This is a genomic window from Alicyclobacillus acidocaldarius subsp. acidocaldarius Tc-4-1, from assembly GCF_000219875.1.
Lineage (GTDB): Bacteria > Bacillota > Bacilli > Alicyclobacillales > Alicyclobacillaceae > Alicyclobacillus > Alicyclobacillus acidocaldarius_A.
In genome coordinates this window covers 475,355-501,647 of sequence record NC_017167.1, presented here as the reverse complement: position 1 = coordinate 501,647, position 26,293 = coordinate 475,355, and the positions used below count along the sequence as shown (strand labels likewise).

The 26,293-nt window shown below is 64.6% G+C and carries 30 protein-coding genes; 8 read left to right on the top strand and 22 right to left on the bottom strand.

The features are described 5' to 3' along the window. Positions 1-54 precede the first annotated feature (54 nt). Entirely contained in the window at positions 55-2,028 is a 1,974-nt protein-coding gene (locus TC41_RS02315; protein ID WP_014463369.1) for an ABC-F family ATP-binding cassette domain-containing protein, read from the top strand. Positions 2,029-2,293: 265 nt separating this feature from the next. On the opposite strand, the gene tsaD is transcribed toward TC41_RS02315, so the two are convergent. The 5 genes from tsaD to thiL are packed head-to-tail and all read right to left on the bottom strand — an operon-like array spanning position 2,294 to position 6,008. Beyond that, positions 2,294-3,337: a tRNA (adenosine(37)-N6)-threonylcarbamoyltransferase complex transferase subunit TsaD gene (tsaD, locus tag TC41_RS02310; RefSeq protein WP_014463367.1), complete on the bottom strand. Its 1,044-nt coding sequence runs from the start codon at positions 3,335-3,337 to the stop codon at positions 2,294-2,296. Beyond that, complete coding sequence (gene rimI / locus TC41_RS02305; RefSeq protein WP_014463366.1) at positions 3,334-3,837, bottom strand: ribosomal protein S18-alanine N-acetyltransferase; 504 nt, start codon at positions 3,835-3,837, stop codon at positions 3,334-3,336. Before rimI ends, tsaD begins: the two co-directional genes overlap by 4 nt. Beyond that, the gene (tsaB, locus tag TC41_RS02300; protein WP_014463365.1) at positions 3,834-4,547 is read right to left on the bottom strand and encodes a tRNA (adenosine(37)-N6)-threonylcarbamoyltransferase complex dimerization subunit type 1 TsaB; all 714 of its coding nucleotides are present in this window, start codon (positions 4,545-4,547) and stop codon (positions 3,834-3,836) included. The genes rimI and tsaB overlap by 4 nt, the downstream gene beginning before the upstream one ends. Next, positions 4,544-5,029, bottom strand: coding sequence for a tRNA (adenosine(37)-N6)-threonylcarbamoyltransferase complex ATPase subunit type 1 TsaE (gene tsaE, locus TC41_RS02295; protein WP_014463364.1), 486 nt, complete (start codon positions 5,027-5,029; stop codon positions 4,544-4,546). The genes tsaB and tsaE overlap by 4 nt, the downstream gene beginning before the upstream one ends. Before the next feature lie 7 nt (positions 5,030-5,036). Continuing rightward, positions 5,037-6,008, bottom strand: a complete 972-nt coding sequence (thiL, locus tag TC41_RS02290) for a thiamine-phosphate kinase (protein ID WP_041694921.1) — start codon at positions 6,006-6,008, stop codon at positions 5,037-5,039. A 153-nt stretch (positions 6,009-6,161) separates the two neighbouring features. On the opposite strand from thiL, the gene TC41_RS02285 reads away from it, so the two are divergent. Then, positions 6,162-6,782 carry a DedA family protein gene (locus TC41_RS02285; protein ID WP_014463362.1) on the top strand — a complete coding sequence of 207 codons (621 nt, stop codon included), beginning with the start codon at positions 6,162-6,164 and terminating at the stop codon, positions 6,780-6,782. Positions 6,783-6,784: 2 nt separating this feature from the next. Next, on the top strand, positions 6,785-7,051 hold the full coding sequence (locus TC41_RS02280; protein ID WP_041694920.1) for a YuzB family protein: 267 nt from the start codon (positions 6,785-6,787) through the stop codon (positions 7,049-7,051). Between the two features lie 45 nt (positions 7,052-7,096). Here the strand turns inward: TC41_RS02280 and TC41_RS02275 are convergent, their stop codons facing one another. Both TC41_RS02275 and TC41_RS02270 read right to left on the bottom strand, forming a co-directional pair. After that, positions 7,097-7,315, bottom strand: coding sequence for a DUF2922 domain-containing protein (locus TC41_RS02275; protein WP_012809796.1), 219 nt, complete (start codon positions 7,313-7,315; stop codon positions 7,097-7,099). 59 nt (positions 7,316-7,374) lie between these two features. Continuing rightward, positions 7,375-7,689 (bottom strand): DUF1659 domain-containing protein, encoded by a 315-nt coding sequence (locus TC41_RS02270; protein ID WP_014463359.1) that lies wholly within the window; start codon positions 7,687-7,689, stop codon positions 7,375-7,377. A gap of 224 nt (positions 7,690-7,913) precedes the next feature. Here TC41_RS02270 and TC41_RS02265 point away from each other — a divergent pair, with 224 nt between their 5' ends. Then, the gene (locus TC41_RS02265) at positions 7,914-9,470 is read left to right on the top strand and encodes an HD-GYP domain-containing protein (protein WP_014463358.1); all 1,557 of its coding nucleotides are present in this window, start codon (positions 7,914-7,916) and stop codon (positions 9,468-9,470) included. On the opposite strand, the gene TC41_RS02260 is transcribed toward TC41_RS02265, so the two are convergent. The 8 genes from TC41_RS02260 to acpS all read right to left on the bottom strand — a co-directional run bounded on the left by TC41_RS02260 (position 9,410) and on the right by acpS (position 16,577). Beyond that, positions 9,410-10,180, bottom strand: a complete 771-nt coding sequence (locus tag TC41_RS02260; RefSeq protein ID WP_237700079.1) for a gamma-glutamyl-gamma-aminobutyrate hydrolase family protein — start codon at positions 10,178-10,180, stop codon at positions 9,410-9,412. The two genes, TC41_RS02265 and TC41_RS02260, sit on opposite strands and share 61 nt — an antisense overlap. Before the next feature lie 14 nt (positions 10,181-10,194). After that, positions 10,195-11,448 (bottom strand): adenosylhomocysteinase, encoded by a 1,254-nt coding sequence (locus TC41_RS02255; RefSeq protein ID WP_041695642.1) that lies wholly within the window; start codon positions 11,446-11,448, stop codon positions 10,195-10,197. A gap of 88 nt (positions 11,449-11,536) precedes the next feature. Beyond that, positions 11,537-11,887, bottom strand: coding sequence for a type II toxin-antitoxin system PemK/MazF family toxin (locus TC41_RS02250; RefSeq protein WP_008336350.1), 351 nt, complete (start codon positions 11,885-11,887; stop codon positions 11,537-11,539). Positions 11,888-11,891: 4 nt separating this feature from the next. Continuing rightward, positions 11,892-12,140, bottom strand: a complete 249-nt coding sequence (locus TC41_RS02245) for a hypothetical protein (RefSeq protein WP_012809791.1) — start codon at positions 12,138-12,140, stop codon at positions 11,892-11,894. A 112-nt stretch (positions 12,141-12,252) separates the two neighbouring features. Next, the gene (gene alr, locus TC41_RS02240; RefSeq protein WP_014463355.1) at positions 12,253-13,455 is read right to left on the bottom strand and encodes an alanine racemase; all 1,203 of its coding nucleotides are present in this window, start codon (positions 13,453-13,455) and stop codon (positions 12,253-12,255) included. Between the two features lie 93 nt (positions 13,456-13,548). Further along, positions 13,549-14,580, bottom strand: coding sequence for a LolA family protein (locus tag TC41_RS02235; RefSeq protein WP_014463354.1), 1,032 nt, complete (start codon positions 14,578-14,580; stop codon positions 13,549-13,551). Between the two features lie 9 nt (positions 14,581-14,589). Then, positions 14,590-16,092 (bottom strand): bifunctional ADP-dependent NAD(P)H-hydrate dehydratase/NAD(P)H-hydrate epimerase, encoded by a 1,503-nt coding sequence (locus TC41_RS02230; RefSeq protein WP_014463353.1) that lies wholly within the window; start codon positions 16,090-16,092, stop codon positions 14,590-14,592. 80 nt (positions 16,093-16,172) lie between these two features. Beyond that, positions 16,173-16,577 (bottom strand): holo-ACP synthase, encoded by a 405-nt coding sequence (gene acpS / locus TC41_RS02225; protein ID WP_237700077.1) that lies wholly within the window; start codon positions 16,575-16,577, stop codon positions 16,173-16,175. 148 nt (positions 16,578-16,725) lie between these two features. Between acpS and TC41_RS02220 the strand changes: the two genes are divergently transcribed. After that, positions 16,726-17,073 (top strand): phage holin family protein, encoded by a 348-nt coding sequence (locus TC41_RS02220; protein ID WP_041694917.1) that lies wholly within the window; start codon positions 16,726-16,728, stop codon positions 17,071-17,073. Positions 17,074-17,139: 66 nt separating this feature from the next. Here TC41_RS02220 and TC41_RS02215 read toward each other — a convergent pair whose 3' ends face one another. After that, complete coding sequence (locus TC41_RS02215) at positions 17,140-17,841, bottom strand: DUF429 domain-containing protein (protein ID WP_041694916.1); 702 nt, start codon at positions 17,839-17,841, stop codon at positions 17,140-17,142. A 101-nt stretch (positions 17,842-17,942) separates the two neighbouring features. Between TC41_RS02215 and TC41_RS02210 the strand changes: the two genes are divergently transcribed. Continuing rightward, a complete protein-coding gene (locus TC41_RS02210) occupies positions 17,943-18,131 on the top strand; it encodes a hypothetical protein (RefSeq protein WP_014463348.1) in 189 nt (62 codons plus the stop codon). Positions 18,132-18,179: 48 nt separating this feature from the next. Then, complete coding sequence (gene map, locus TC41_RS02205) at positions 18,180-18,944, top strand: type I methionyl aminopeptidase (protein WP_014463347.1); 765 nt, start codon at positions 18,180-18,182, stop codon at positions 18,942-18,944. Between the two features lie 56 nt (positions 18,945-19,000). Here map and TC41_RS02200 read toward each other — a convergent pair whose 3' ends face one another. Then, a complete protein-coding gene (locus TC41_RS02200) occupies positions 19,001-19,399 on the bottom strand; it encodes a toprim domain-containing protein (RefSeq protein WP_230088101.1) in 399 nt (132 codons plus the stop codon). 288 nt (positions 19,400-19,687) lie between these two features. Next, positions 19,688-19,813 carry a hypothetical protein gene (locus TC41_RS17000; RefSeq protein WP_008336326.1) on the bottom strand — a complete coding sequence of 42 codons (126 nt, stop codon included), beginning with the start codon at positions 19,811-19,813 and terminating at the stop codon, positions 19,688-19,690. A 126-nt stretch (positions 19,814-19,939) separates the two neighbouring features. On the opposite strand from TC41_RS17000, the gene TC41_RS02190 reads away from it, so the two are divergent. Continuing rightward, entirely contained in the window at positions 19,940-20,260 is a 321-nt protein-coding gene (locus tag TC41_RS02190) for a thioredoxin family protein (protein ID WP_014463344.1), read from the top strand. Here the strand turns inward: TC41_RS02190 and TC41_RS02185 are convergent. The 4 genes from TC41_RS02185 to TC41_RS02170 all read right to left on the bottom strand — a co-directional run bounded on the left by TC41_RS02185 (position 20,257) and on the right by TC41_RS02170 (position 26,181). Further along, complete coding sequence (locus TC41_RS02185; RefSeq protein WP_014463343.1) at positions 20,257-21,633, bottom strand: sugar phosphate nucleotidyltransferase; 1,377 nt, start codon at positions 21,631-21,633, stop codon at positions 20,257-20,259. The genes TC41_RS02190 and TC41_RS02185 overlap by 4 nt on opposite strands. Before the next feature lie 170 nt (positions 21,634-21,803). Continuing rightward, positions 21,804-24,404 (bottom strand): penicillin-binding protein 1A, encoded by a 2,601-nt coding sequence (locus TC41_RS02180; RefSeq protein ID WP_237700075.1) that lies wholly within the window; start codon positions 24,402-24,404, stop codon positions 21,804-21,806. 19 nt (positions 24,405-24,423) lie between these two features. Beyond that, a complete protein-coding gene (locus TC41_RS02175) occupies positions 24,424-25,638 on the bottom strand; it encodes a D-alanyl-D-alanine carboxypeptidase family protein (protein WP_014463341.1) in 1,215 nt (404 codons plus the stop codon). A gap of 27 nt (positions 25,639-25,665) precedes the next feature. Next, on the bottom strand, positions 25,666-26,181 hold the full coding sequence (locus TC41_RS02170; protein WP_014463340.1) for a CcdC family protein: 516 nt from the start codon (positions 26,179-26,181) through the stop codon (positions 25,666-25,668). Between the last annotated feature and the right edge of the window lie 112 nt (positions 26,182-26,293).

Genomic DNA, 26,293 nt, shown 5'->3' with positions numbered 1-26,293 from the left:
TCCCCACCTCGTCCGAACTTGGCTGCTAGAGTGTATGGACAAAGGAGCGTACGTATGATCCTTTTGCAAGCGAATCGAGTGAAAAAGAGTTACGACGGGATGGAGGTGCTGCGCGGGGCTTCCATGACCGTCCGCGCGGGCGACAAAATCGGCCTTGTGGGCCCAAACGGCGCGGGCAAGTCGACCCTGCTCCGCATTCTCACGGGAGAAGAAGCGCCGGACGAAGGCAGCGTGTACGTGAAGAGCGGTGTGGAACTTGGCTACGTCGCGCAGTTCATCGGCCGTGGGGACGACATGCGCATGTACGATTTCGTTGCCGAGGCGAAGCGGCCCATTCAGCAACTGGAGCGCGAACTGCGCGCGCTCGAGGTACAGATGAGCGATCCGGCGCTGTACGAAGACGAGGCGCGGTTTGCAGATATCGCGCACGTGTACGAGGAGAAGACGCGGCGGTTCGAGTCCCTCGGCGGCTACCAGTGGGAGACGGACGTCCGCCGCGTCCTCGCCGGGCTCAACTTTCCGAGCGAGATGTACGACGTCCCCATTTCCACGCTCTCCGGCGGGCAACGGACGCGGCTCGCCCTGGCGAGGCTCCTCGCGGCTCGCCCGGACGTCCTTTTGCTCGACGAGCCCACGAACTACCTCGACATGGACACCCTCGCCTGGCTGGAGGACTTTTTGTCACACGGGGAGATGTCGCTCGTGGTCATCTCCCACGACCGGTATTTTCTCGATCGCGTCACGCGCCTCACGGTGGCGCTGGAGGGCGGACAGACGCGGGCGTATCCAGGGCCCTATCGCGTCTACCTGGAGATGCGGGCCGCCGAGCGCGAGGAGATGTGGCGGCGATACGAGGCGCAGCAGGACGAGATCGCCCGGATGGAGGCGTTCATCGAGCGGAACATCGCGCGGGCGTCCACGCACCGAAGAGCGCAGAGCCGCCGCCGAATGCTCGAGCGCATGGAGCGGATCGAGCGCCCTCCCGCGGACGATCCGTCGCTTTGGATGCGGTTTTCCGTGCGGCGCACCTCGGGCGAGGACGTGCTCGAGGTGCGCGATCTCGCCATTGGCCATCGCGGCCAGGCACTCGCGCGCCACATCAGCTTCCGCGTCCAGCGCGGCATGCGGCTCGCCATTCTCGGCCCGAACGGCGCCGGCAAGACCACGCTTCTTCGCACGCTCGTCGGGGAACTCCGGCCCATCGGAGGCTGGTTCCGTTTCGGCCAGGGCGTCGATCTCGGCTATTACGCCCAGGAGGATGGCGGCCTGCCGCCAGACGAGCGCGTGATTGACGTCGTGTGGAACGCCTACCCGGACCTCGACCACACCTCCGTGCGAAAGCTCTTGGCGCAGTTCTTGTTCCGCGGGGAGGACGTGTTGAAACCCGTCGGCGCGCTTTCCGGCGGCGAACAGAGCCGCCTGAGACTGTGCCTGCTCATGCAGAGCGGCGCCAACGTCCTCATCATGGACGAGCCCACCAATCACCTCGACATCCCGAGCAAGGAGGCGCTCGAGGCGGCGCTCGCCGATTACGATGGCACGCTCATCTTCGTCTCGCACGATCGGTACTTCATCGACAAGCTCGCGACGCACGTCGCGGTGCTGAAACCCGATGGGATGGAGTGGTACATCGGCAACTACACCGACTACGTCGAGAAGGTGACGGAGAACGAGCGGCTCAGGCGCATCGAAGGCGCGGAGGACGAATCCGAGACGGGCGGCAATGGCAAGCGGGAGGTCGCCGAAGAGCCACCGGCCCGGCGGCGCATCCGCTCCAGTGAAGCGCGCAAGCTGGAGGCCGAGATCGCGCGGTGGGAGGAAGCCGCTCACCGCATGGAGCGAGAGATGGAGCAGGTGGCGAAGGAGCAGAGCGAAGCCGCGGTGGCACAGGAGATTGAGCGCCTGCGCGATCTCGACGCGCGCTACAGGCGCCTTGAAGCGGAATACCAGCACGCGCTCGAGCAGTGGGAAGCGAAATCGCTGGAACTCGAGGAGCTGCGAAAGGCGCTCGAGGACTGGCACGGCTAGAAAGATTTCGTCGGGAAGCGCCCTTTCGAATGCGGACAATGTTCAGTTATCCACATTGTCCACCGACTTATCCACAAGCTCGATCCCGACCGTTTCGAGCCGTTTCGACACCTTTCCACAACATCCACAGCGCGATATGCCCGAGTTATACACAAGAACAGCCGTTCGCGATGGCACGGTTGCGCGTTCGTCCACCCGCCCTGCGGTGCCCCATTCAACACCAAGGCGAGGCCGAAGCCTCGCCCGCTGCCGCACCGAATGCTGTTCAGTCGACGGGATAACGCCCGCTCTGCCATTCGTCCAGTGTCAGGTCGGCGTACGCGCCCAATTCGAGCGTATCGAAACGCCCTTCCCGCGCGCGGAGATACGCGGCCGCCCCAATCATCGCCGCATTGTCCGTGCAGAGTTCTGGTGACGGAAAGTAGACCTGAAGCCCCTCCTCGTCCGCCATGGCGCGCATGGCCGCGCGCAGCCCGCGGTTCGCCGCCACACCGCCCGCCACCACCACCGTCTTGTGGCCGGTCATCCGGGCCGCGCGCCGCGTCTTTTCGACCAGCACCTCGATCACGGCCGCCTGAAAGCTGGCGCAGACGTCCTCCACGGGCACGGCCTGCCCCTGGCGCTTGATCTTGTCGAGCGCCACGAGCACGGCCGTCTTCATGCCGCTGAAGGAGAAATCGAGCGACGGATCGTCCAAGAGTCCTCTCGGAAAGGAAAAGCGCGCCGGATCGCCCTGGCGCGCCAGCCTGTCCACCTCGGGTCCTCCGGGATAGGCGAGGCCGAGCAACCTCGCCACCTTGTCGTACGCCTCGCCCGCCGCGTCGTCGCGCGTTCCGCCGAGGCGCGTGAACCGAAACGACGCATCCACTTCGTACAGTTCCGTGTGGCCGCCGGAGGCCACCAGGCACACAAAGGGCGGCCGCACGGCCGGTCGATCCGGCTCTTCCAACATGGCGGCCGCGACGTGCCCGGCGATGTGATGCACGCCGATCATGGGAAGCCCTGTGGCAAGGCTGTACGCCTTGGCGGCAGCCACCCCGACGAGGAGCGCGCCGAGCAGTCCCGGCCCCATGGTGACCGCAATAGCAGCGAGATCGGAAAACCCAAGGCCAGCCTGCCCGAGCGCGGTGTCCACCACGCGCGTGACGGCTTCCACGTGGCGGCGCGAGGCCACCTCGGGAACCACGCCGCCGAACTGGCGGTGAATCTCCATCTGACTCGCGGTCACCTGGCCGAGCACGCGCGCCCCGTCCGCGACGACGGCCGCGGAGGTCTCGTCGCAGCTCGTCTCGATGGCGAGGATGTTCATGCTTGCACCTCTCTGTCGCGCATGACCTTGGGTGGGAGGTCCACCCACATGATGAGCGCGTCCTCGTTGTTGTCCGTGTAGTAGCCCTTGCGCACGCCCACGCGCTCGAAGCCGTACTTCCGGTACAGATTCTGCGCCACGTGGTTCGTGACCCGCACCTCGAGCGTCATCTTGCGTCCGCCGAGGGCCATGCACATCGACATGATGGCCTCGAGCAGCCGCTCGCCCAGCTTCAGGCCGCGGAAGTCGGGATCGACCGCGATGTTCGTGATGTGCCCCTCGTCCATGATCATCCAGAAGCCGGCGTAGCCCACCACGCGCCCGTCGTACTCCGCCACCACATAGCGCGCCAGCCGGTTCTCCACCAACTCGCCCACGAACGCCTGCCGCGACCACGGGGCCGTAAACGATCGCGTCTCCACGCGCATGACGTCGTCGAGATCCTTCAGCATCATGCGGCGGATGGAGAGCTTCTGCGGATCGAACGCCGCCGGGCTCACTCGCCGCCCTCTCCCTTCGCGCCGAGCTTGGCCTCGGCCTCCGTGGGCAGCACGTAAAGCGGGGCGAGATCGTGCACGCGCTCGCCCTCGAATCGCTCGTACGATCCCGACAGCCCGAGCCGCACGAGCGCCGTCGGCATCATCGGGGCTATCTCATTCCACGGCCGCACCCGCACGCCCTGCGCCTCCGCAGAATCTCCGAGGCGCCTGCCGCTCGCCACGATGGACGCCCGCTCCCTGTCCGCGATGGCGAACCAGTCGGCGAGCGCCTGTACCGTCGGCTCGCACTGCGCCCACAGCCGCCCGTCCTCCAGCCTGTACCAGCAGCCGAAGGCGCGATCCCGCCTTGCGTCGATGAGCGCCATGAACGCGCCGAACCGTTGGCCCTCCGCGCAGGCCAGCGCCATGGCCATGCCGTCGACCGTCGGCACGGACACGATGGGGATGCCGCACGCGTGCCCGATGGCCTTCGCCGCCGCCACCGCGATGCGGACGCCGGTGTAACTGCCGGGACCGACGCCGGTGACGCACAGCTTGACGTCGTGAATGTTCATGCGCGCGCCGGCCAAGAGGTGGCCGAGCGACGGCTGCAACAGGCGCGAGTGGGCCCGCGGCAGAAACTCCACCAGGGAAGACATCAGCCTCCCGTCCTCGTCCGCGACTGCAAGCGCCAACACGTCGGTCGCAGTATCCATGGCGATCACGCTCATGAAGCCGTCCACTCCTTCAGTATCGATTCCGGGCGCATTCCAAAAGCCTCCGCGCGCACGGTGCGCGCCCTGCCCTCGGGACGGAGGATGATCCGGAGATACGCCTCCATCTCCTCGGCGAGCGGCCCAGGCCACTCGATGAGGAGAATGGCTCCGCCCGCGAGATCGTCGTCCAGCCCCAGGGCCCAGACACTCTCAAGGTCAAGCGTCTCCGGGCGTTCCGGGTCGGCGTACAGCCGGTACAAATCGTAGTGCGCCACGCGGAAGCGGCCGCGATGCTCCTGCCGCAGGACGTAAGTGGGGCTCGTCATCGGCTGCGCCACACCGGCGCCCGCGCCGACGCCCGCCGCGAAGGTGGTCTTGCCCGCGCCCATCGGCCCCTCGAGCAGCACGGCGTCGCCCGGCGCGAGAAGCGCGCCGAGGCGCTCGCCCAGGCGCTTCATCGCCAACTCGTCATCGACGCGCCATTCGCGTGCTTCCATGCGTCCGTTACCTCTCAAAATGATTGTATCCTCTGCGCGCAATCACGGAGAGCTTTCCGTCTCGGCGCATCACCACGCCGTCGCCCTCCTCGACCCGCCCAATGGCCGTCAGGGGGGTGCCCACGACAGGAGCGACGGCGAGCAACCGCGCGAACACGTCTCGCGGCGCCGTGCCCACGAGCTCGTAGTCCTCCCCGCCGAAGAGCGCGTACTCCAGAGGATCCTTGCCTACCGCGCGCGCGTACTCCGTGACCTCCGGCTGAATCGGGACGCGATCGCCCTCGAACAAAAGCCGCACGCCGCTCGCCTCGGCGATTTCGTTCAGCTCGCTCGCCAAACCGTCGCTGATGTCGTCGAGCGCCGTGGCGCCCAGGCGCGCCGCCTCCCGGCCGAAGGCAATGCGCGGCGTGGGGCGCCGGTGCCGCTCGACGAGAACCGCCTGCGCGATGGCCGATCCGGCCCGCCGGCCGAGCAGGATGTCGAGCCCTGCGGCGCTCCCGCCGAGATTGCCGGTGACAAACAACACGTCCCCAGGTCTGGCGCCGGCGCGCGTGACGGGCCGTTCGACGCGGCCCAAGGCCGTGATGGACATCCAGAGCGGGCCTTGGGTGGAGACGACGTCCCCGCCGACGACGCTCGCGCCGAAAGCTGCGGCCGCCTCCGCGACGCCGTCGTAGATGGCCACCACGTCGTCCTGGGGCCAAGAGGGCGGCACGGCGAGCGCGACCGTGATCCAGGCAGGCTGGCCGCCCATGGCCGCGATGTCGCTCACCGCGGCCGCGATGGCCCGATAGCCCACCTGCGGCGGGGACATCGTATCGCGCCGAAAGTGCACGCCCTCGACAACCGCGTCCGTCGTCATGGCCAAGCGGCCACTGCCCTCCACCACCGCGCAATCGTCGCCGATGGGGACCAACACGTCCGCGCCCGGCGGCGGCAGCTTCGCGACAAGCGAGCGAATGAGCGCGAACTCGTCCATCCCGACATCCCCTCCTTGCAGCGCGCCGAGTCGTTGCCCTTGCCAATACCATAACAATGACAGCCACCGAGGTCTGCGTCAATCATGAGCCGCGCTTCTTGTCCATAGACATCCATTAGGGCCTTGGGCCCACGACGGAAGCGGGGTGGACATGTGGACGCCATCCGGGAGATGCTGCAGTCGCTGAACGCAGGCCTCCTCTTGCTAGGCTATCCAGGCACGTACGCCGCCATGGTAATGGAGGGCCTCGGCCTCCCGTTTCCAGGCGACGTGTTTCTGGCCTTTTACGGTTACGCCATTGCCCTCGGAACCATGCGGGCGCCCGCCGTCTTCAGCCTCAGCGCGCTCGGGTACTTCACCGGCGTGACCATCGTCTTTCTCCTCACGCGCCGCTTCGAATCGCTGTTGTTGAACCCGCTCTACCGACTGCGCCTCCTCAATGAAACGCGCCTTCAGCATACCGGCGGTTTGCTGGATCGCTACGCCTGGCTCGTCCTCATCCCCGGCCGCTTTCTGCCTGGTATCCGCTCGCTCAGCACGTACGCCGCGGCGCTGTCCGACATGCCGTACGCGACGTTTGCACTCTACTCCATCGTCGGTTCGATGGTCTGGTGCGGGGCTTGGCTCGCGTTTGGCTACTGGTTCGGCGAAAATATGGACGAAGTGATGAAGCACGTGCAGTCAGGACTCAGCTGGATCACGGTGAGCCTTGTGATGGCTGCCGGCCTGTACTGGGCGTGGAGGCACGTGAAGGCCAGGCGCCGGGAGAGATAGGGATGAGCGTGGTTCTGGAATGGTGCGTGAAAAACGCCCCTACGGGGGTGCGAGAGGCCATCCATCGCGTCCGGGCCGAGCGCCCGGGCGTGACGGTGAGGAAATACGCATGCGTGGAGCAGTGCGGCCTGTGCGCGCGCCAACCGTTCGCCCTGGTCGGCGGAGCCGTGGTGGAGGCCGAGAGCCCCGAGTGCCTCGCGCAGCGCCTCCTCGACGCCGTCGACGAGGCCATGGGCGGGACCGGCCAGTCACGGCTTCCGTCCCCATGAGACGGCCCTCCCTGGCAGCGAAGCCGCCGGGGGAGGGCTGCCGTTTTACGACACGCTCGAGGTGTCCGTCTGCGTCTGTTCCGCCGGGAGCGCCTGCACAATTTTGCCCTGCGGCAGATCAAAGACGCCCTTTTCCACAATCAGCTGCGCAGCGTTCTGCACAGCGGTCGGATCGACCGGCTGCTTCGGATTGGGAATCGCGATGCGAACCTTCTTATTTCGATCCGTCATGAACATCAAGTGGAGTGATACCTTCGCGGCCATCGACGCGCCTCCTGTCCATTCAAATCGGAACCCACGCCCATCTCCGTCGGGCTTCGCGTTCACGCGCTCGGCCCCTGCCCGCCGGAACCCGTGCCGCCAGTGGAGCCGCTGCCACCGGAACCCCCTGCGCCCGCGCCGCTTCCGCCAGTGGGCGCGTTCGTCAGGAGCGCCACATCCACCCGCTCCACCTGCACGAGCGGCTCATCGATGAGCTGCGCCAACGCGAGGCCGACCGCGAGCAGATCTTCGTCCGCCGCCTGCGGCGACACGTGGTTGAACTTGTGCACCTTCAGTTTGGGTTGCCCATTGGCGCGCGTGCCCGACTGCGTCTGCAGCTGCAACGTCGTGCCGAGTGCGAGGCTCGTTTGTGCCATCGCTCGTTCCTCCTTCCGCGGATTCGCCCGCCCGGGCGGGCACCAGAGGACATGCAGCGAGGGGCTCCGCGCGTGGACACTCTCGGAGAAACCAGGACCGGGCCTTATGGCGCTGGTGCGCCCGCCCAAATTTGCGCGGTCGACGACCGCGGCGGCAGGAATTGAGCGCAACAGGTGGAATTCATTCGAGTGAGCTATGCGTTCGACGGGATGTGGGGTGCGGTATGAGCTGGACGGCGAACTACGAATTCAAGCGCTTGGTCAAGCGGCTCATCCTGAACTACTTCGCGGGTTCCGTCATTGCCGTCCTCGGCGTGGGCGGTGTGCTCATCTTCACCACCCTCCATCTGACTCCAACGGACCTGTGGATCATCTGCGGTATCCTCGGCGGATCGCTCGTGCTGATGCTCACGGCGGACTCCATCGCGTTTCGCGTGCAAATTCGCCCGATTCGGAAAGCGCTTCTCACAGCTCATCCGACAGAAGACGTGCTGACGAAGGGCTATAAACGGGCGCTGCACTTGCCGGCGCTGGCTGTGCTCCGCGTCATGGGGCCTCACTGGCTGTCGTTCCTCATCCCGGGGCTCGTGTCATCGTCCATCCTCGTGCACAGAGGGCTCCTGCACCTGCCCATGGCGTATGTATGGCTCGCTTCGCTCGGCACGCTCATTGTCGCCTCCATGCACGCCGTGATCGAATTCTTCCTGACGTCGCGCTCCATTGAACCGACGCTCGTCACCATCCGGCGCAGGAGCGAGCACCTGTACGGCGCGTCGGTGTTGCTGCGCGGCCAGGTCGTTGTGCCGCTCGCGTTCAAGTTCGCGATGAGCGCCGTCGTTTTTGGCGCCCTTCCCCTGCTCTTGTTTGGATTGGCCAACGCCGTTCGTCTGACCAACGCGGGACTCGGATCGTCCACTTATTGGACGTGGGCCGGCGGCATCCTGGCGCTCGGCTCCCTGTTCTCCGCATTAGGCGGATACCTGTTGGCGAGCGACGTGCAGCGTCCCATCCGCAGGCTCGAGGCGCTGATGCGCCGCGTGGAGCGGGGGGATTTTTCCTTGCGCGCGGACGACACGTACATGGATGAGTTCTCGGATCTCATCCAAGGCTTCAACCTGATGCTGAACGGCCTCGCGCACCGCGACGCGATGAACCGCCAGCTTATCGACAGCTATTTCGCCACGCTGGCCGCGGCCCTGGACGCGCGGGATCCGTACACGGCGGGCCATTCGCAGCGCGTCGCGCGCTACGCCGAGGCCATCGGCCGCAAGGTCAACCTGTCGCCGCAGACGGTGCGCGAACTGAGGCAATCGGCGCTCTTGCACGACATCGGAAAGATTGGGATCCGCGACGAGATCCTGCTGAAGGAAGGCAAGCTGACGGACGAAGAGTTCGCCATCATCAAACAGCACCCTGTGATCGGCGAAAACATCATTCGGCAGATTCAGCCGGACGACGCCATGAAACCGCTTCTGCCGGGCATCCGGTCTCACCACGAGCGGTACGACGGCAAGGGATATCCCGACGGCCTCGCCGGCGAGGAGATTCCGCTGTTTGGTCGCATCCTCGCAGTGGCCGACGCCTTTGACGCCATGACGTCCGACCGCCCGTACCGCGCCGGCATGCCCGTCGAGAAGGCCCTTCAGGTGCTTCGAGAAGGGCGCGGGACCCAGTGGGATCCGCACTTCGTGGATGCGTTCATCGAGGTGGTTCAAGAGGTCTACATTCCGGACGAAGCCAAGTCCGCCGCCCGTGAGGCGGCAGCCTCCACGAGCCAGTGAAAAAGGGCCAGGGCGCCCTCGTCCTCACGCCACAGATTTTCCGGATGCCACTGCACAGCGACGATGGGCCAGCGCCCCTCCGACTCCACGGCCTCCACCAGCCCCTCGCTGTCCCAACCCACCGGTTTCAGGGAAGGCGCCAAGTCTTTCACCGCCTGATGATGAAAGCTGTTGACGCGAATCGCCGTCTTGCCGTAGCACCGCGCCACGCGCGATCCCGGCTTCAGCTTGACCGTGTGCGCGTACGCGTTGCGCGGGGCCTTTTGGCTGTGCTGAATTTTACCCTTCCACTGGCGCGGCAGATCCTGATACAGCGTTCCGCCAAGCGCCACGTTCAACATCTGCATACCGCGGCAAATCCCGAGCACCGGCTTCTGTTCCCGCCGCATCACCTGCACGAGCAACATCTCCAACCGATCTCGCTCCGGCTCGAGCGTCCCGAGTCCCTGCAGTGGTTCCTGCCCGTACAGATTCGGATCGACATCGTTGCCGCCCGTCAGCACGAGCCCATCGAGCCGCATGCCCAGTTCAATGGCGCTCGCCTCATCCGCGAGATAGGGCAACACCACCGGCAGTCCGCCAGCCCGCTCCACGCCGCGCGCGTAGTCGTCCGCAAGCATCACCGCCTGGAGCGGCACACCCGGGACCGCGCTCTGCCTCAGTTCGTGCGATCCAGTCAGTCCAATCAATGGCCTCGTCAAGCACCCCACCTCCGCCCCAGCGCTCAAGCGTTCCAACTCGCCAGGTACCGCTTCTGCGCCTCGGTCAACTCGTCGATCTCGACGCCCCACGTCGCAAGCCGCATACGCGCCACCTCTTCATCCATATGCGCCGGGATGGCGTGCAGCCCAGGCGGGTACGACTTCGTCATCACTTCGCGCAGGCCGAGCGCCTGAAGCGCGAACGTCATGTCCATCACCTCGACGGGATGGCCGTCCCCCGCCGCGAGGTTGACGAGCCTGCCTTCGGCGATGAGATACAACCTGCGCCCGTCGGCGAGTCGATACTCGTCCACGTTCGGGCGGGCGGTGCGCACCTCCACGGCGAGATCGGAAAGTGCCTCCTTGTCCACCTCGACGTCGAAATGGCCCGCGTTACCGAGGATGGCCCCATCCTTCATCCGCTCCATCGCGTCCCGCGAGATGACCGCCTTGTTGCCCGTGACCGCGATGAAGATGTCGCCCACCTCGGCCGCCTCCCGAATCGGCATCACCCGGAACCCTTCCATCACCGCCTCCACCGCGCGAATCGGATCCACCTCGCACACCACCACTTGCGCGCCGAGCCCTCGCGCGCGCATGGCCACGCCCTTGCCACACCAACCGTAGCCCACCACAACCACGGTCTTCCCGGCAATCATCAGATTCGTGGTGCGCATAAACCCGTCCCACACGCTCTGCCCAGTGCCGTACCGATTGTCGAACAGGTGCTTGCACTGCGCGTCGTTGACGGCGAGCATCGGGTAGCGCAGGACACCCTCGCGCGCCATGGCCCGAAGCCGCAGGATGCCCGTGGTGGTCTCCTCGCATCCCCCGCGGATCCGCGCCGCCTGCTCCGGCCGCTCGCGGTGCAGCATCGTGGCGAGATCGGCTCCGTCGTCGATCACGCCCTCGGGCTCCCAGTCGAGCACAGCCTCGAGGTGGCTGCGATACTCCTCGGGCGTCGCCCCGTGCCAGGCGTACACGCGCACGCCGCGGCGCGCCAGGGCAGCCGCGATGTCATCCTGGGTGGACAGCGGATTCGAACCGGCGATGGCCACCTCGGCGCCCCCGGCCTGAATGGCGAGCGCAAGGCGGGCCGTCTTGGCCTCCAGGTGCAGGCACATGGAGATGCGCTTGCCCAGAAACGGCTTTTCTTCGGCGAAACGGCGCTCAATCTCACCCACGAGCGGCATGTGCGCCCGTGCCCACTCGATCTTCTGATCCCCCGAAGGATAGGCGTCGGGGTTGCGGATCATGGATGGTTTCGGTTGCGGCATGTCGATTCCCTCGCTCCTTTTGCGCATGAAAAAGACGGATGGCCCATCCGTCCTTCTCCGTTTCTACTCCGCGTTCCAAAGCGAATCTTCAGAAATCCACCAGGCCGAGGCTGATCAACAGCCCCTCGTTGACGAGCTTCATGGCTTCGTCGTCCAGATGCGTGATCTTGTCGGTCAGGCGCTGCTTATCGATGGTGCGCAGCTGCTCGAGCAGAATCACGGAATCGCGCTCCAGACCGTACTTCTCCGCCTTGATCTCCACGTGCGTCGGCAACTTGGCCTTCTGGATCTGCGCGGTGATGGCCGCCACAATCACCGTCGGGCTGAAGCGGTTGCCGATGTCATTTTGCACCACGAGTACGGGGCGAAATCCTCCTTGCTCCGAGCCGACCACAGGCGACAGATCCGCAAAGAAGATGTCCCCACGCCTGACATTCAATCGTTCACACCCCGCTCACCAAGCGCTCCACGGTGTTGCCGGCCTCCTGCTCGACCAGAAACGCCTCACAGGCGATGCGCAGGTTGAGAGGCGCCATCTCCTGATACCCGCGCTGCATGGTCTCGCGCAGATCTCCGGGCTCTCTCCTCGATACATACATACGCAGCGCCTCGCGCACGATGTCACGCGCGCGTTTGTCTCCGGATTCGCGACCCGCAGCTTGATTCCAGGCGTTGAATTTCGAACTCGACAAGCGCGGCACCTCCACTGTTTGCAGCGACGTCCCAGACGGCTTCCATGCCGCCATTATAGCCGCCCGTTTCTCGTGGCGCAAAAAAGGCGTCGAAACGCGCCGGGCGCCCCTGTCAATCGCACACGACGCGCGGCACGCGCCGGTGCACGCGACACAAGATCTCGTACGGGATGGTCTGCGCCCGCGCCGCCAGTCGATGAAGCGACAACACGCGCCTCTCTTCCACATTCGACGCCATTCGATACGATTCCTGCACGCGAACCCTTCGTTCTTCCGGACGCAAGCGGCTCCACCACCCCGTGCGCCAGGCGGAGGGCGCATCGTAGCCGAAGAGCGCCGCGATGTCTCCGGTCGCGACGTCGAGCCCTGTCACGTCCGCCATCAGCTGATCCATGCAGACGCGGCCGATGACAGGCCGCAGCTCGCCGCGAACGAGCACCTCGCCCTGATTCGACAACTGCCGCGGGTAGCCGTCCGCGTACCCGCCGGCAACGGTGGCGATGGTCATGGGCCGCGTCACGGTGAAGGTTGCTCCGTACCCCACGGTTTCCCCAGGCTGTGCGCGAGCGACGCGCAGCACGCCCGCGTAGAGGCTCATCACCGGGCGCAGCGAGTGCACCGGGAGAACCGACGGATCCGGCGAATAGCCGTACGCGGCAATGCCCACGCGGACCATATCGAGGTGCCATGCGGGATTGCGCAAAAGCGCCGCGCTGTTCCCGGCGTGGATGCGCGGCGGGCGAAGCCCCGCCTCCTCGAGCGCGCGCACAAACTCCCCGAGGCGCTCCATCTGCCCCGCCGCGTGCGCGGGATCATCCGCGTCGGCGGCGGCCAGGTGCGTGCCCGCACCCACCAGTTCCAGATCTTCTCGCGCCGCAATGGCCCGCGCGAGCGCCACCGCCTCGTCCGTACGCTTGACCCCCAGCCGGTTCATGCCCGTGTCCAGCGGCAGGTGGACTCGAAGCCGCTTCGGCAGGCGCGGGATCTCCTCAACGGGGCTCAGATCGGTCAGGGCAATCTCGATCTCAGCCTCCGCCGCCTTCGCACACGCGTCTGGCGTCACCGCGCCCAAAACCAGGATGTTCACGTCGCGATGGAACGCGCGGATCTCGAGCGCCTCCTCGAGGGAAGCCACCGCCACGTGATGCACCCCCTCGCGCACGAGCCGCTCAACCACCGCTCGCACGCCGTGGCCATAAGCGTCCGCCTTCACCGCCACCATGAGGCTCGCGCCCGAGCGCAACCTGCTCTTCAGATACCGGATGTTGTGGGAAAGATGGGCGAGATCGATCACGGCAAACAGGGGCCGGTACATTCGGGGTCACCTCATGTGCCGATTGTAACACAAACGCGCCACCCAGAGGCCTCGGGCTTCCTCTGAGATGGCGCGGCGGAAGGAGGAATGGCGTCACTTTCCGACCTCGGCAAAGGTGGAGATGGCGATGTGTTCGAGTTCGGGCAGCGAGAGATCGTTGGACGTGAGATCGAACTCGATGCCGTTTTGCATCCAGGTCAGATTGGCGACTCGGGTGCCGGGCGCCTCGTCGTAGATCGCCGGGACCCCGTAGAGGTCGACCAATTCGGCGTTCGGGAGCCCCGCGGCGCCCGGGGTCAACGCTGACTCCGTGAGGACGTAGTGATGGCCGCCTCCCTGATAGCGCATGATGATACTGGACTCGTCGGGTTGTGCGAGATCGGTGAGCTTCGTGCCGTACATGGCCGGTGGTTCGATGTAGTCGAAGGCGTGATCGGATGCGAGGGTGGGTTTGGCGGCCTGCCCGGCTTGCGCGATGGTCTGCGGATCGAAGGCATTCTTCGGGAACTCGACGCCGGTTTCGAACGACTGGTACGTGATGACGACCGCGGCCTTGCCGTTCTTGTCGAGCAGCGTGACCGACTGCGGTTTCAGGTCCTTGGAAAGCACAATTTGTTCTCGACTGACCACGTCGCTCGCGGGGACCACGGGTACCTCGAACGCGTATGCGTCCTTCTCCCGGCTCACCTTGACGGATTTGTCGGATGCGATGCGCTGCAGGAGCTGATCGTAGAGGTAGATCTGCCCCTGGTTCTGCGCCCAGTTGCCGTTGAAGCGAAACACCTTTCCGAGCGACGGGCTGACGATGAACATGCCGTTGGGCGTGCGGACAATGACCTGATTGATCTGTTTGTCTGCGTTGCCGAGCTCAATCTTGTACATGTCTTTCGACTCGTAGGAGACGCGCACGAAGTACTTCTGGACGTTGTTGTCCATCTGCACCGTCATGATGGCCTCGCTCTGGTAGTTCTTGTTCTCGAGGGCCTGCGCCTCCGACTGGATCTTGTGACTCACGGAACTCGTGGTGCCGGGGATGCCGCAGCCAGCGACGACGCCCCCCGCGAGGGCGAGCGACAACAGGACTGCCGTTAGCTTTCGCATAGCCACCTCGCCTTTCTCCGCCACGCACCATCCTCACTCCGAGGCGTCCACCTCCGCGCGATACGCGCGCACCGCATCCGGCAGCCGAGCAATGACGTCCGAAGCCGTGACGGCGACCTCCGTCAGCTCTTCTCCCGCGCGCTCGCCGGCCCTACCGTGCAGCCAGGCGCCGAGGGAGGCGGCGTCGAACGCGTCCAGCCCCTGCGCGATGAGGGCGCCAATGACGCCGGCCAACACGTCGCCCGTCCCCGCTACCGCAAGCGCGCTCGATCCCGTGGGATTCACCCGCACCCGCCCATCCGGGTGCGCGATGACGGTCCGGTGCCCCTTGAGGAGCGTCACCGCCTGACTCCGCGCGGCGATGGTCCTCGCGGCCTCCAGCCGCCGGGCCTGCACCTGGCGCGCATCCCAGCCGAGCATGCGCGCGGCCTCCTTGGGATGCGGCGTCAGCACAAATTCGCCCGCCACCGGACCGAACTGGCCCGCGTGCGCCACGGCTGCGAGCGCCTCCGCGTCAACCACCCCGCGCGCCACGCCCGCCCGGACGAGATCGTACAACCACGTGCGCGCCTCGCGGCCGAGCAGCCCAAGCCCGGGCCCGACGATCACGGCGTCCACATCTTGCAGCAACTGCGCGGGATCGCCGCCTTCTCGCACGACGACATCGGGCGCGAACAGCGACGCGTCGACACGGGCACCCGCGACGACCACCAGCCCCGCGCCTGCGCGAAGCGCCGCGAGCGAGGCAAGCCGGCTCGCGCCCGGCATCTGGCCGAGGGCGATGCCCACCTTGCCGAAGGTGCCCTTGTGGCTCATGGCGCTGCGGAAGCCGAACCGTTTTCCAAAGGCCGCGGGCGATACGTAGGACGCCCGGACGCGCGCCGGATCGACAGGGATGCCCACGTCTGCCACGCGCACGAGGCCGGCGTAGACGGCGCCGGGCGTCACCGCCGTGCCAAGCTTCTCGGCCCCCATGGCGATGGTCTCGTGCGCCTTGATGGCGGGTCCAGGGACCTCTCCGGTGGACGCGTCGACGCCGGACGGAAGGTCGGCGCTCACGATGTACGCCGAGGACGCGTTGGCCTCCTCAATCATCTGCGCCATCACGCCCTCGGCCGGCCTGGAAACCCCGGTGCCAAGCAGCGCGTCGATGAGCACGGCGCGAAGGCGTCCGCCTTGGCCGAACTCGGAGAGCGACTGGTGAATGCTTCCGGGCTCGTAGACCCGCCACGGAACGCCAAATCGCTCCGCCATCTGCTGCGCGGCGCGCGCGTCGCCCTGAAGGGCGGCCGGATCGCACGAGGACAACACTTCGACCTCGATGCCCGCGTGGCGCAGCCATCTCGCCGCCACCCAGCCGTCGCCGCCGTTCATGCCTTTGCCGCACAGGACCACCACTTTGTCCGGGCGAAGTTCCCGGACGCGATCGGCGATGGCGCGGCCCGCGTGATCCATCAGGACAATGGCCGGGACGCCGAGGCGATGGATGGTGTCGTGATCGAAACACCGCATTTCATCACTCGTGACGAGATACACAGAGTGCCCTCCCCGAGGATTGGTATATGGATATGAGCCGTGTCCACGAAGTATGTACAACGCTGACAAGCGCGCGACGGTCACAACTGCTCCAGAACGGCAACGGCGAACGCGATGCCGGCGCCGTGGGTGATGGCGAGATGAATCCGAACGCGGGCGGCATCCGGCGGACCGAATCGGTCCCAAAGCGCGGATGGCGGCTTCCAGGCGACCTGCAAGCCCCCGTGGCCCAGCGACACGGCCACGTGCGGCATCGAGAGCCGGGCTAGGCCGCAGCCGGCGGCCTTCGCGACGGCCTCCTTCGCTGCAAATCGGCCCGCCACAAACTCCGCGAACCTGGCCGCGTCGGAGATGCCGGCCGCGAGGAAACGTTCTTCCGGGGCGAGCACGCGCTGGACGAACGCCTCGCCTCGCCGCTCGAGCGCCGCGCGAATGCGGCGGATCTCGATCACGTCGTTGCCAATTCCGAGGATCAAGCGCCTCACCACCTCTTTGGATCGATTGTACTACGGCGCAGGCGGTTTCCATCTAGCCACAGGAAAAGTTTCATGGCGGAGACCGTAATTCTGTGGATGACTCGGATCCCCTTTCCGAGCGCGGACATCTACGGTAAACTGGAACAGGGGGATGACCATGCATATCATCGGTCACATTGTCCGCTTTATCGTCTCTGCATTGGTCCTGTTGCTCGTCAGCCATATCGTCCACGGCTTTTACATCCACGGATTCTGGCGCGCCATCATTGCCGCGATTGTCATCACGCTGTTGGGATTGGCCATGGAGGCCCTGTTCGGGCGGAGGATCTCTCCGTACGGGCGCGGCATCATCGGCTTCATCAGCGGTGCCATCGTCATCTATGTCGCACAGATCTTTGTGCACGGCATGCACGTGAGCATCATCGGTGCACTGCTCGCGTCGCTCGTCATCGGCATCATCGATCTGTTCATCCCGACGAGCTTCCGCCGTCCGAGAAACGAGTGAGATTTGAGTGAAAGGCAGAGGCTGGCCCGCACGCCGTGGCGGGACCGGCCTCGTTTTTGCGCCTGTTTAGGCGGGCACCACGATATACCCTTCTCGGAAGATCTTCTGCACGGGATCCCAGATGGGCGCTGCCCCAAGATCCTTGAACTGACCTTTCAGAAGGTGTTCCGCCGCGACGGCGCAGAGCATGGCATCGAGCTGATCGACCGTCGGCCGAATGACACCGGAACAGCGGTAGTCGCGCTCCTTTAACGCGTTCCAAACCTCTTCCACGTACTTATGCGGCTCCTTCCGCTTCGACGGGATCGAGCTCAGTCCGAAATGATCCTTCAGAATCTTTCGGGGATACGTCTCGAAGATGGTGGGGCCCGCGGCGTTCGACGACGGAGGGTACCCGTGGAGCCGCGCCTGCCCGGTCGACACGGCCTCGGAAAACAGTCGAATGCTCACCTTGATCAATGAAGCGTACGGCCCTTTGTACATCGGCGAGAGCGTCAGTGGCATCGTGCGCGTCGGCGTATCGGCCTTTTCGTCACACAACCGCCGCGTCCTGCCAGAATGAAGTTGAGGAAGCCCCTGCGGGCCATCGAAGCCGTACGCTTTCGCCCCTGCAGGCATGAAGTCGGGGCTTACCGGAAGCAGGGTGGGCGAAGAAGAGAAGCGTGGAATGTAGTGATCCAGTGCGAATTTGCGAGTTTCTGTGTCCAGCCAAGCCACATAGCTCAGGAAGCCCAGTCCCCCTAAGTCCATGCCGCACACCCAGGCCAAGGAGCAGCCTCCTTCCGCAACAAGCGTTCTCCGCGCTCGTGCATTTCAACTTCGTTTATGGCACAATGATGCCGATATGTCCACGGAAAGGGCGGACGGACGTGCATCACGTGCTCGAAGCCATTTTCATTCTCTTCGTCGGCGTCGCCTTCACCTACCTCATGAAGATACGCCCAGGCGCGCAACCGATGTCGCGGGCGAAAATGATCGCCTATTTTGTGCTTGGCGTCGTGATTGGCGTCATCTTCATCACGACTGACCACATCTACGCGCCCACGACAGGGCTGTGAGTCACTGAGCCCCGCCCGGGCACGACAGCGAACGGAGCGATACATACGATGCAAGGTTTGATCACGCTGAAGAGCCGGCACGAACAACATCTCATGCGGGAAGCGGGAAAAGTGGTCGCCGGCTGCCACGAGGCGCTGCGCAGCTTCATCCGGCCCGGCATTCGCACCATCGAGATTGATCAGTTTGTCGAGGACTTCATCCGCCGGCACCGCATGGAGCCTGCGCAGAAGGGCTACCGAGGATATCCCTTCGCCTCCTGCACCTCGGTCAACGACGTCATCTGCCACGGCTTCCCGGGCGAATATGTCCTCCAGGAGGGCGACATCGTCACAGTCGACATGGTCGCCGTTTACAAGGGCCTTCACGCCGACTCGGCCTGGAGCTACGCCGTCGGCGAGGTCAGCGAGACGGCGCGCCGTTTGCTCGACGTGACGCGGCGTGCGCTCTATATCGGCATTGAACAGGCGATTCCAGGCAACCACATCTCCGATATCGGCCACGCCATTCAGACCTATGTCGAGGCGCAGGGGTTCTCCGTCGTGCGCGATTACATCGGCCACGGCATCGGGCGCCAGATGCACGAGAGCCCCGAGGTCCTTCATTTCGGTCCACCGCACCGCGGGCCGAAGATCCGAAAGGGTATGGCGTTCACCGTAGAGCCCATGGTGAACGTCGGTACGTACGAGACAAAGCTCGATCCCGACGGCTGGACGGCCCGCACCGCCGACGGCAGCCTGAGCGCACAATACGAGCACACGCTCATCATCACGGACAACGGCCCTGAGATCATCACGAAGCAGGATGGCGAATGAATGCGAAAAGGCCGCCCGGCGCGTATTTCCGCGCCCGAGCGGCCTCCATTCATCCTTCATCCGTGAACCGTCTTCGGCACCCGCTCCCGACGGGGAGGCCGGACCTGCAGCCACTGCTCATCGATTTCAAAGTGAGCGTCGGCAAGAATCTTCGCCAAGTGTTCGAGCGGCGTGCGGGCGACCTCGCGGTACGATTTGCGCGTGTAGAGGTCAATCGCGTTCGGCAGTTCTCGCTTCAGTTGCTTGCGCAAGCGATTCCCAGCCGCATCCGCATCCACCAGGATATACACCTCGTCGTGCTGCAGCGGGACGATGTCGTTTTCCACCTGTTCGTAGCTCAGCGTGCCCTGCGTGCACACCACGTCCACCTCTTCGCGCAGCACCTTCAAAATCCTCGACTTGTCCGTCTTGCCTTCGACGATGATGACTTTTCGCGAAGTCGCGTGCGTCCGCATGTCGCTCAACTTCCTTCCGTCATCGCGCGCGGCCCTCGCCGCGCCACGAAGGTGACTTCGTCGGATCACGTCCATCATAGCACGAGTCGCGCCCCATCGGCAGAGGTCGTCCCTGGAAGTCGCGGCGCCACGGCGTGCGCGGTATGGCGCGCGTGCCCCGATGCGATCTCGCCCCCTTTTTCGCAGTCTATGCAGGGCCGCCTCGTCCCCATACGGACGGGACTCCGCCCGGTATGTAGAAAAAGGCCGCCTCCGCGATGGGGGCGGCGGTGCGGACGCTTTGCGGCCTCACGCCACGGGCGTGCAGGTCGTGGTCGTCGAGCACGTATACGCGGGAACGAGCAGGAAGAAGAGCACGAAGATGATCAGAAACACCACTGCCCAACGCGTGTAGCCACCAAACACACCGTACATCCGCATTCCCTCCTCCGACAGGTTTGTGCCGGTCGGCACATTGCCATAGAATGCGGGAAGAACGCGATGGTGCGGGCGAATGTCCAGGGCCCCCGCCAAGTCCATGCCGAAGGGAGACGGATTCCCATGTTCACCCCGTTTCCAGGAGACACACCCGAGGCGCTCGGCGCCCTGCCCCACGAGGCCCTCGTCTTCGTCCACACGCCGCTCTGCGGCACGTGTCAACTCGCGCGGCGCATGCTGGAGGTGGTCGACGCGGCCCACGCCAGCCGGCTTCCGCTCTACGATCTCGACGCCAACCTCGCCCCCCAGGCCATGCAGTCGTGGAGGATCGAGAGCGTGCCGGCGCTTTTGTACGTGAAAAACGGCGAGATCGCCCACGTCCAATACCGGTTTGGCGACGTGGTCAACCTCGCCGAAGCCATCCGGCAGTTTCTCGAGCGTTAACGCGGAATGCCGGGCAGCACCGCCGCGAGCTCTTCCCAGGTGAGGTATTTGCGCTCGATGTCCTCTTCCACGAGCCCCCGACCGCGCTGAACCTCGATGAACTGCATGCCCGTCTCGGTGCGAATCGCGTGCCACACCCCCTGTGGCGCGCGCACGATGTCGCCCGCCGCCACTTTCTGCCACCGGTCGTCGACGACGATCTCGCCCTCGCCCTCGATGATGGTCCAGATCTCCTCGCGCCACTTGTGCCGGTGATAGCTGAGGTTGCGGCCGGGCAGGAGTTCCACGCACTTGGTCAGAACCTCGGTCTCGTCGTCGAGCAACTGATAGTCAATCACGCGATAGCGCCCCCAGCGGCGCTCCTCGTACATCGGCCGGTTGTCGAGGGGCGCCACAACGTCCTTCAGCCCCGCGGCCATGTCCTTGTCCGCCGCGAGAATCCCGTCCGGCGTGGCCACCACAATGGCCCTCTTCAAGCCAAGTGCCACGACCGGCAGCCCCAGTTCGTTCACGACGTGAGTGTCCTCGCACTGGGAGAGAATCGCACGGCCAACCGCCTCGCTCTCCATCTGCTCGGCGAGGGACGACCAGGTGCCGAGATCGGACCAGGTGCCGCGGTACGGATGCGCCACGATGGAGGAAAGCTTCTCCACGACCTCGTAGTCGAAGCTGCGCTTGGGAAACTGATCGAAGCCGCGGCGCGCCTCCGCATACGTCGACGGCAGGCCGCGATCGCGCAGGATGCGGACGATGGTTCGCGGCTGGAAGCAGAACACGCCGCAGTTCCACAGCGCCCCTTGGCGAATCAGTTCCTCGGCCACGGCGCGCTCCGGCTTCTCGACGAATCGCTTCACGCGGAAGCAGTCCCCGTCGGCGGGCGCCTCCGGGACGATGTAGCCAAACTTGCTCGTCGGCTCCGTCGGCCACACCCCCATGAGCGCCATCTCGGCGCCTTCGCGGAGCAAGATCGGTCCGAGGTTTTGGATTTCCTGGAAGTAGTGATCGTCCACGAAGTGGTCGACGGGGCAGACGACCACGGGCTCGTCGGGATCCATGCCCTGTTCGTCGACGAGGTACAACGTCGACAGGGCGATGGCCGCGAAGGTGTCCCGCCGCGCCGGCTCCTCAATCACGTCGATCTCGCCGATCTGCGCGTGAATGACCTCCACCTGAGGCTTCGACGCGCACACGAACACGTCGTTCGCGGCAAGGCCCGCCTGGCCAATCTGCCGCCAGACGCGCTGGAGCATCGACTCGAGTCCTTCGCCGTTGGGACGAGGCAAAATGCGCAAAAATTGCTTGGACCGAACGTCGTTCGACATCGGCCACAGGCGCTTGCCCGATCCGCCGCTCAGGAGTACCAGTTTCACCATGCACCACTCCCTTCCCACGTGTTGTCGTGGCGGATGGATACAGCCCCCATCACTCACAGTTCCCACTATAAAACATGAGCTCACATTTCGTCCATGGGTTCGAGACGCGCTCGGGCAAACGAAAACGGGGCCGGCCCGCCATCCGCATGGCCGGGAGCAGCCCCGCTTGCTCATGGTGTATTAGCGATGTTCGCTTGGGTGCCATTCGAGTTCGACCCGTTGGTATCCCCGTTCCCATTGCCATGGCCGCCTTTCCCAGACGACATCACCTGGGACTTGGGGGTCGGGCTGGCGGCCTCGGGAGGCGTCGACGTCACCGCGCTGTTGGTCGGCAACGCGTTCGCCGTGTTGCCGGTGTCGTTACTCGTGCCTGTGGTGATGTTTCCAACGGTCGTGTTCCCCAAGCTCTGGTTCCCGAGGCCGCCCGTCCCGTTTCCCGGGAGCGTGTTGTTCAAGCCGTTTCCAGGCGGTGCCGTGTTTGTTTGGTTGTTCCCATTCGGTGGCGCTTGGCTTGTCGTCACCGTCACCGATGCCGGCTTGCCCACGGCCTGTCCGGTCGCCTGGCTCGTGGCCTGAACCGTGTAGATGTACGTCTCATTGGGCTGTACGGACGTGTCCGTGATGGTCTGTGCCGTCGTCTGCCCCACGGGCACCGTCTCATCCGCGCCGTTCGTAGACACGCGCGTCACCACGTAGGTGACAGGCTGCGAGAAGCTGCCGGACCAGGACAGGGTGACCGTGTTGGCGCTCGGGTTGTACGTCGCGGTCAGGTTGGAGATGGCGTTCGTCGGGTTCGAGTTGTTCTGCCCGCTGTTCATCTGATTGACGTAGTCGACCCCTTGCGCCGTGCCGGTGATGTAAGGGTACGGCCCCACCGGGAACTGCTCGGGCGCCTCGTTCGCCAGCGCCAGCGCGATGATATCGTGGAAAATCTGCGCCGCGTTCGCGGACGGATCGACCGGCGACATCGTCATGTGATGTTCCGGCGTCGACACGTCATACCCGATGTGGATGCTGCCGACGAGGTTCGGCGTGTAGCCGTCGAACCAGCCGTCGCGCACCCAGTTCGGATGATCGCTCACGAGGCCAGCGCTGTACTGCACGGTCCCGGTCTTGCCCGCGACGCCCCAGCCCGGAAGCTTGGCATTCTGGCCCGTGCCGTAATCCACGACGTCCTCCATCAGGCGCGTCATGTCGAGCGCCACCTGCGGCGTCATCACCTGCGTCTGCTGCGGCCCTTCGTGATAGATGATCCCGCCCTGGCTGTTCACAATCTTCGTGATGAGATACGGCTGAGACCGAATGCCGTTGTTGTCAAATGGCGTATATGCAGCGACCATCTCCATCGGCGTGACCCCATTCTCCAGACCGCCGATGGCGATGCCCAGGTGCTCATAGTCCTTCGGCGTGAGCGGGATGCCGTCCGCCTTGGCGAAGTTGGCCCCCGTGTCAATGCCGATCTGCGACAAAAGCCACACCGACGCGACGTTCTGCGACCATTCCAGCGCGTACTGGAGGGTCACCTTTGGCGGCGCGTTTGGGTCCCAGTTCTGCGGGATGTAACCTCCGCCGAAATCCTGGGGCGTGTTGTCCAGGATGGACGTATACGTCCACTTGCCCGTAGCCAGAGCCGGCGCGTAATCCATGATAGGCTTGATGGACGATCCCGGCGAGCTCGCCTGGTAGACGCGATCCAGCCCGAGCGGCACGTACCCCTGCCTGCGCGATCCCGCCGCGCCAAGAATGGCACCGGTCTTCGGATCCACGAAAATGGCCGCACCTTCCACGACGGTCCCGGTCGTCGGCCCCGGGAAGTCCGAGTCGTACTTCCCGCTCCAGAACACCTCGTTAATCGCGTTCTGCACGTTCGGCGCGATGGTGGTGTAGATCTTCAACCCGCCCTGCATGACCTCCTGAGGCGGGATGCCGTGCCGATTCAGATAGTCGAGCAGGAAGTTAGTGAGAAGCGGCTGGGTGTTCCAACCGTCCCCCGGAAACGAATGAAACGATACACCTAGTGGCTGCTTCTCCGCGGCATCGGCCTGCGCTTGCGTGATATAGCCGTAACGCACCATGTTCTGCAGGACCTGATTGCGCCGCTCGAGCGCCGCTTGCGGATGCACGAGCGGGTCATACGCCGACGGCGCTTGGGGCAGCCCCGCCAAGAGCGCCGCGTCCGCGAGCGTCAGCTTGTTCGGTTCCGTCTTGAGATCGATGCCGAAATACCGCAGAGCCCCCTGCTCAATGCCGACCGCACTCTCGCCCATCGGAATGCGGTTCAGGTACATCGTGAGGATCTCCTGCTTGGTGAAGTTGCGCTCGATCTGCAGACCCAAGATGATCTGCTTGAACTTCCGCGCAAACGTCTTCTGATCCGTCAGATAGACCATCTTCGCCAACTGTTCGGGAATGGTGCTCGCGCCCTGAGCCAAGCTGCCTGAAGAGACGTCCACGAACAACGCGCGAAAGATGGATTTGAGATCGATGCCTGTCTGATTGGTCCAGAAGGTGTGATCTTCGGTTGCAACAATCGCGTCCTGAATGTCTTTCGGAACTTGGTTATACGTTAAATCCGTGTTCGGCGAGCCGAGCGTCAGGAGCTTCGTCCCATCGGCGGCGTACACGACCGTCGGTTGATGCGATTCCTCCAAGAGGCTTGCGTCGAACGGCGTGAGCCGGACCGCAAGGTAAAACCCAACCGCAATCACCACGACAAGCGCGACGACCGTTCCGAAGGCGATGGCAATCCATCGTCGGACCAAACGGCCCACCTCCATCGATATGGACTTCTCAGAGACGCTTCATGCGCCAACTGAGCGTGGGCGCAGGAACGGAGGATGCGGCCGCAACGGGCACGCGCACCGTCTGCGCCCCAACCTGGATTTGGAGCTGGCCCACCACTTGGTTAGCCGCAATCGGCTTCTTCGAATCGAGCACATCCGCCCGATACGACTGCTTGACAGGGAGCCCTCCCCAGCCAATGACCTGCACAGGTTCCGTCGCGACGAGCGAGACGGGCTTCGCCCACGGCGCAGAGAGCGTCCCCACCGTCTGACCGGCGAAGACGAGTGGAACAGACCGAAGTGCCTTCTGGGCGTCCTGCGACATCGCGACGGCTGCGTTCAGTGCCTCAGCAAGAGGCTGCGGGCCCTTCTGACCCAAAACCGCACCGATGATCAGCACCTCGCGGCCGCCGATGACCTTGCGCGCGGCAAACACAAAACAGCCGCCCGCTTCGAGGGTCGATCCCGTCTTGCCTCCGATGATGGTTCCGTGCCCCACCACCGAATCGACGTTGTACACAAGCCCCGCGACGGGAAGTTCCGCCTGGGCCTCTCCCACAATCTGGCGGAACACCGGATTCTGCATGGCGAGCGCAAACAGCTTCATCTGATCAACCGCATCACTCTGGCTCGCCGGCGAGTACCCCGTGGGATCGGCGTAGTGCGTCTCAGTCATCCCAAGCCTCTTCGCGGTCGCGTTCATCTCCCGGACGAACGCCTGCACGGAACCGTCGCACCACTTCGCCAAGAGTGTGCCCATGTTGTTGCCGGAAGGCAAAAGCAATCCCTCGAGTGCCTCGTATTCCGTGATTTGTTCTCCCGCAGCCACCTTGACCACGGACTGTCCTAAGGCCTTATCCTGCTGATACACCTTCACGTCGTCCGGCGTGATGGTGATGGAAGGGCCCTGTTGCCCCAGTTGCAGCGGGTGCTTTTGAAGCACAAGATACGCCGTCATCACCTTGGTCACACTCGCGATAGGTACCGCCACCTGGGGCCCGTACGTCCCGAAGCTGCCCACCCCATCGGCCATCAGCGCGGCCTCACCCTGCGAGGGCCAATGGATGACAGGTTTTTCTCCCGGAATGGCGCGCGGCAGTGGCGCGGCCACATCGGCGGCCGCCTGAGGAACGGGGCGCACCAACTGGACAATGGGCACGCCGATGACGATGATGGCAATCACGATAGCAATGACGAACCCGCGCAGACTACGCACAACCATCCTCCTATGCTGCTCGTCCCGCGCTCATCAGGTCGCGGGCTGTTCTGTCTTGGCGCCCGACTTCGACGCCTCCATCTCGCGCACCAAGCGCTTGTAGCGCACAAACATCGCGATGCGCCAGGGCACGAGCATGCCGAATGCCAGGCAGAAGAAGAGCGATCCCGTCTGATATACGTCCACATACCGCTCGACGACGCTGTGGAGGACAATGCGCACCACCAGCAGTCCGAGCAAAATATAGATGAACGCCCTCGACCGCTTCAGATAGACGCCATCTTCTCCAACGTAAAAATGGCTCGTGGCTATCAGCGGATAGCTGAACATGCAGCCGACCAAAAATGCCGCAATGGCGTAGAGAATCGGCTCGCGCGTGAACGGAAAGACATACATCAGGAACCCCGTGCTCATGGCGAGCGGCGGGATGAGGATCTTCCGCGCATTGGTCGGGCGCTTGGACGCCCGTAGCCGCACAAAAATGACCGTGATGGCGAACACGACAGCGACAACGGTTGCAATCAGCGTAGTGACTTCGCTGTGATTCACGCTCTCCCCTCGCTTTCCTGCGAGATCCGACGAGCTGACCTAGCGGCAATCGCTTCCCCCATGCGGACTACGTGTGAGTATACCACCTTTGACTCAACGGTTTCTTGAACAG

Coding starts and splice junctions, on each gene's coding strand:
- tsaD (WP_014463367.1), bottom strand. CDS start 3,337: ATGAACATCCTCGCCATCGAGACGAGCTGCGACGAGACCTCCGCGGCC.
- TC41_RS02270 (WP_014463359.1), bottom strand. CDS start 7,689: ATGGCACAAACGAGCCTCGCACTCGGCACGACGTTGCAGCTGCAGACG.
- TC41_RS17000 (WP_008336326.1), bottom strand. CDS start 19,813: ATGTACGGTGTGTTTGGTGGCTACACGCGTTGGGCAGTGGTGTTTCTG.
- TC41_RS02275 (WP_012809796.1), bottom strand. CDS start 7,315: ATGGCCGCGAAGGTATCACTCCACTTGATGTTCATGACGGATCGAAAT.
- TC41_RS02200 (WP_230088101.1), bottom strand. CDS start 19,399: ATGCGGACGCACGCGACTTCGCGAAAAGTCATCATCGTCGAAGGCAAG.
- alr (WP_014463355.1), bottom strand. CDS start 13,455: ATGTACCGGCCCCTGTTTGCCGTGATCGATCTCGCCCATCTTTCCCAC.
- TC41_RS02220 (WP_041694917.1), top strand. CDS start 16,726: ATGCATATCATCGGTCACATTGTCCGCTTTATCGTCTCTGCATTGGTC.
- TC41_RS02190 (WP_014463344.1), top strand. CDS start 19,940: ATGTTCACCCCGTTTCCAGGAGACACACCCGAGGCGCTCGGCGCCCTG.
- tsaE (WP_014463364.1), bottom strand. CDS start 5,029: ATGGAAGCACGCGAATGGCGCGTCGATGACGAGTTGGCGATGAAGCGC.
- thiL (WP_041694921.1), bottom strand. CDS start 6,008: ATGGACGAGTTCGCGCTCATTCGCTCGCTTGTCGCGAAGCTGCCGCCG.
- TC41_RS02185 (WP_014463343.1), bottom strand. CDS start 21,633: ATGGTGAAACTGGTACTCCTGAGCGGCGGATCGGGCAAGCGCCTGTGG.
- TC41_RS02280 (WP_041694920.1), top strand. CDS start 6,785: ATGAGCGTGGTTCTGGAATGGTGCGTGAAAAACGCCCCTACGGGGGTG.
- TC41_RS02265 (WP_014463358.1), top strand. CDS start 7,914: ATGAGCTGGACGGCGAACTACGAATTCAAGCGCTTGGTCAAGCGGCTC.
- tsaB (WP_014463365.1), bottom strand. CDS start 4,547: ATGAGCGTGATCGCCATGGATACTGCGACCGACGTGTTGGCGCTTGCA.
- TC41_RS02255 (WP_041695642.1), bottom strand. CDS start 11,448: ATGCCGCAACCGAAACCATCCATGATCCGCAACCCCGACGCCTATCCT.
- TC41_RS02315 (WP_014463369.1), top strand. CDS start 55: ATGATCCTTTTGCAAGCGAATCGAGTGAAAAAGAGTTACGACGGGATG.
- map (WP_014463347.1), top strand. CDS start 18,180: ATGCAAGGTTTGATCACGCTGAAGAGCCGGCACGAACAACATCTCATG.
- TC41_RS02175 (WP_014463341.1), bottom strand. CDS start 25,638: ATGGTTGTGCGTAGTCTGCGCGGGTTCGTCATTGCTATCGTGATTGCC.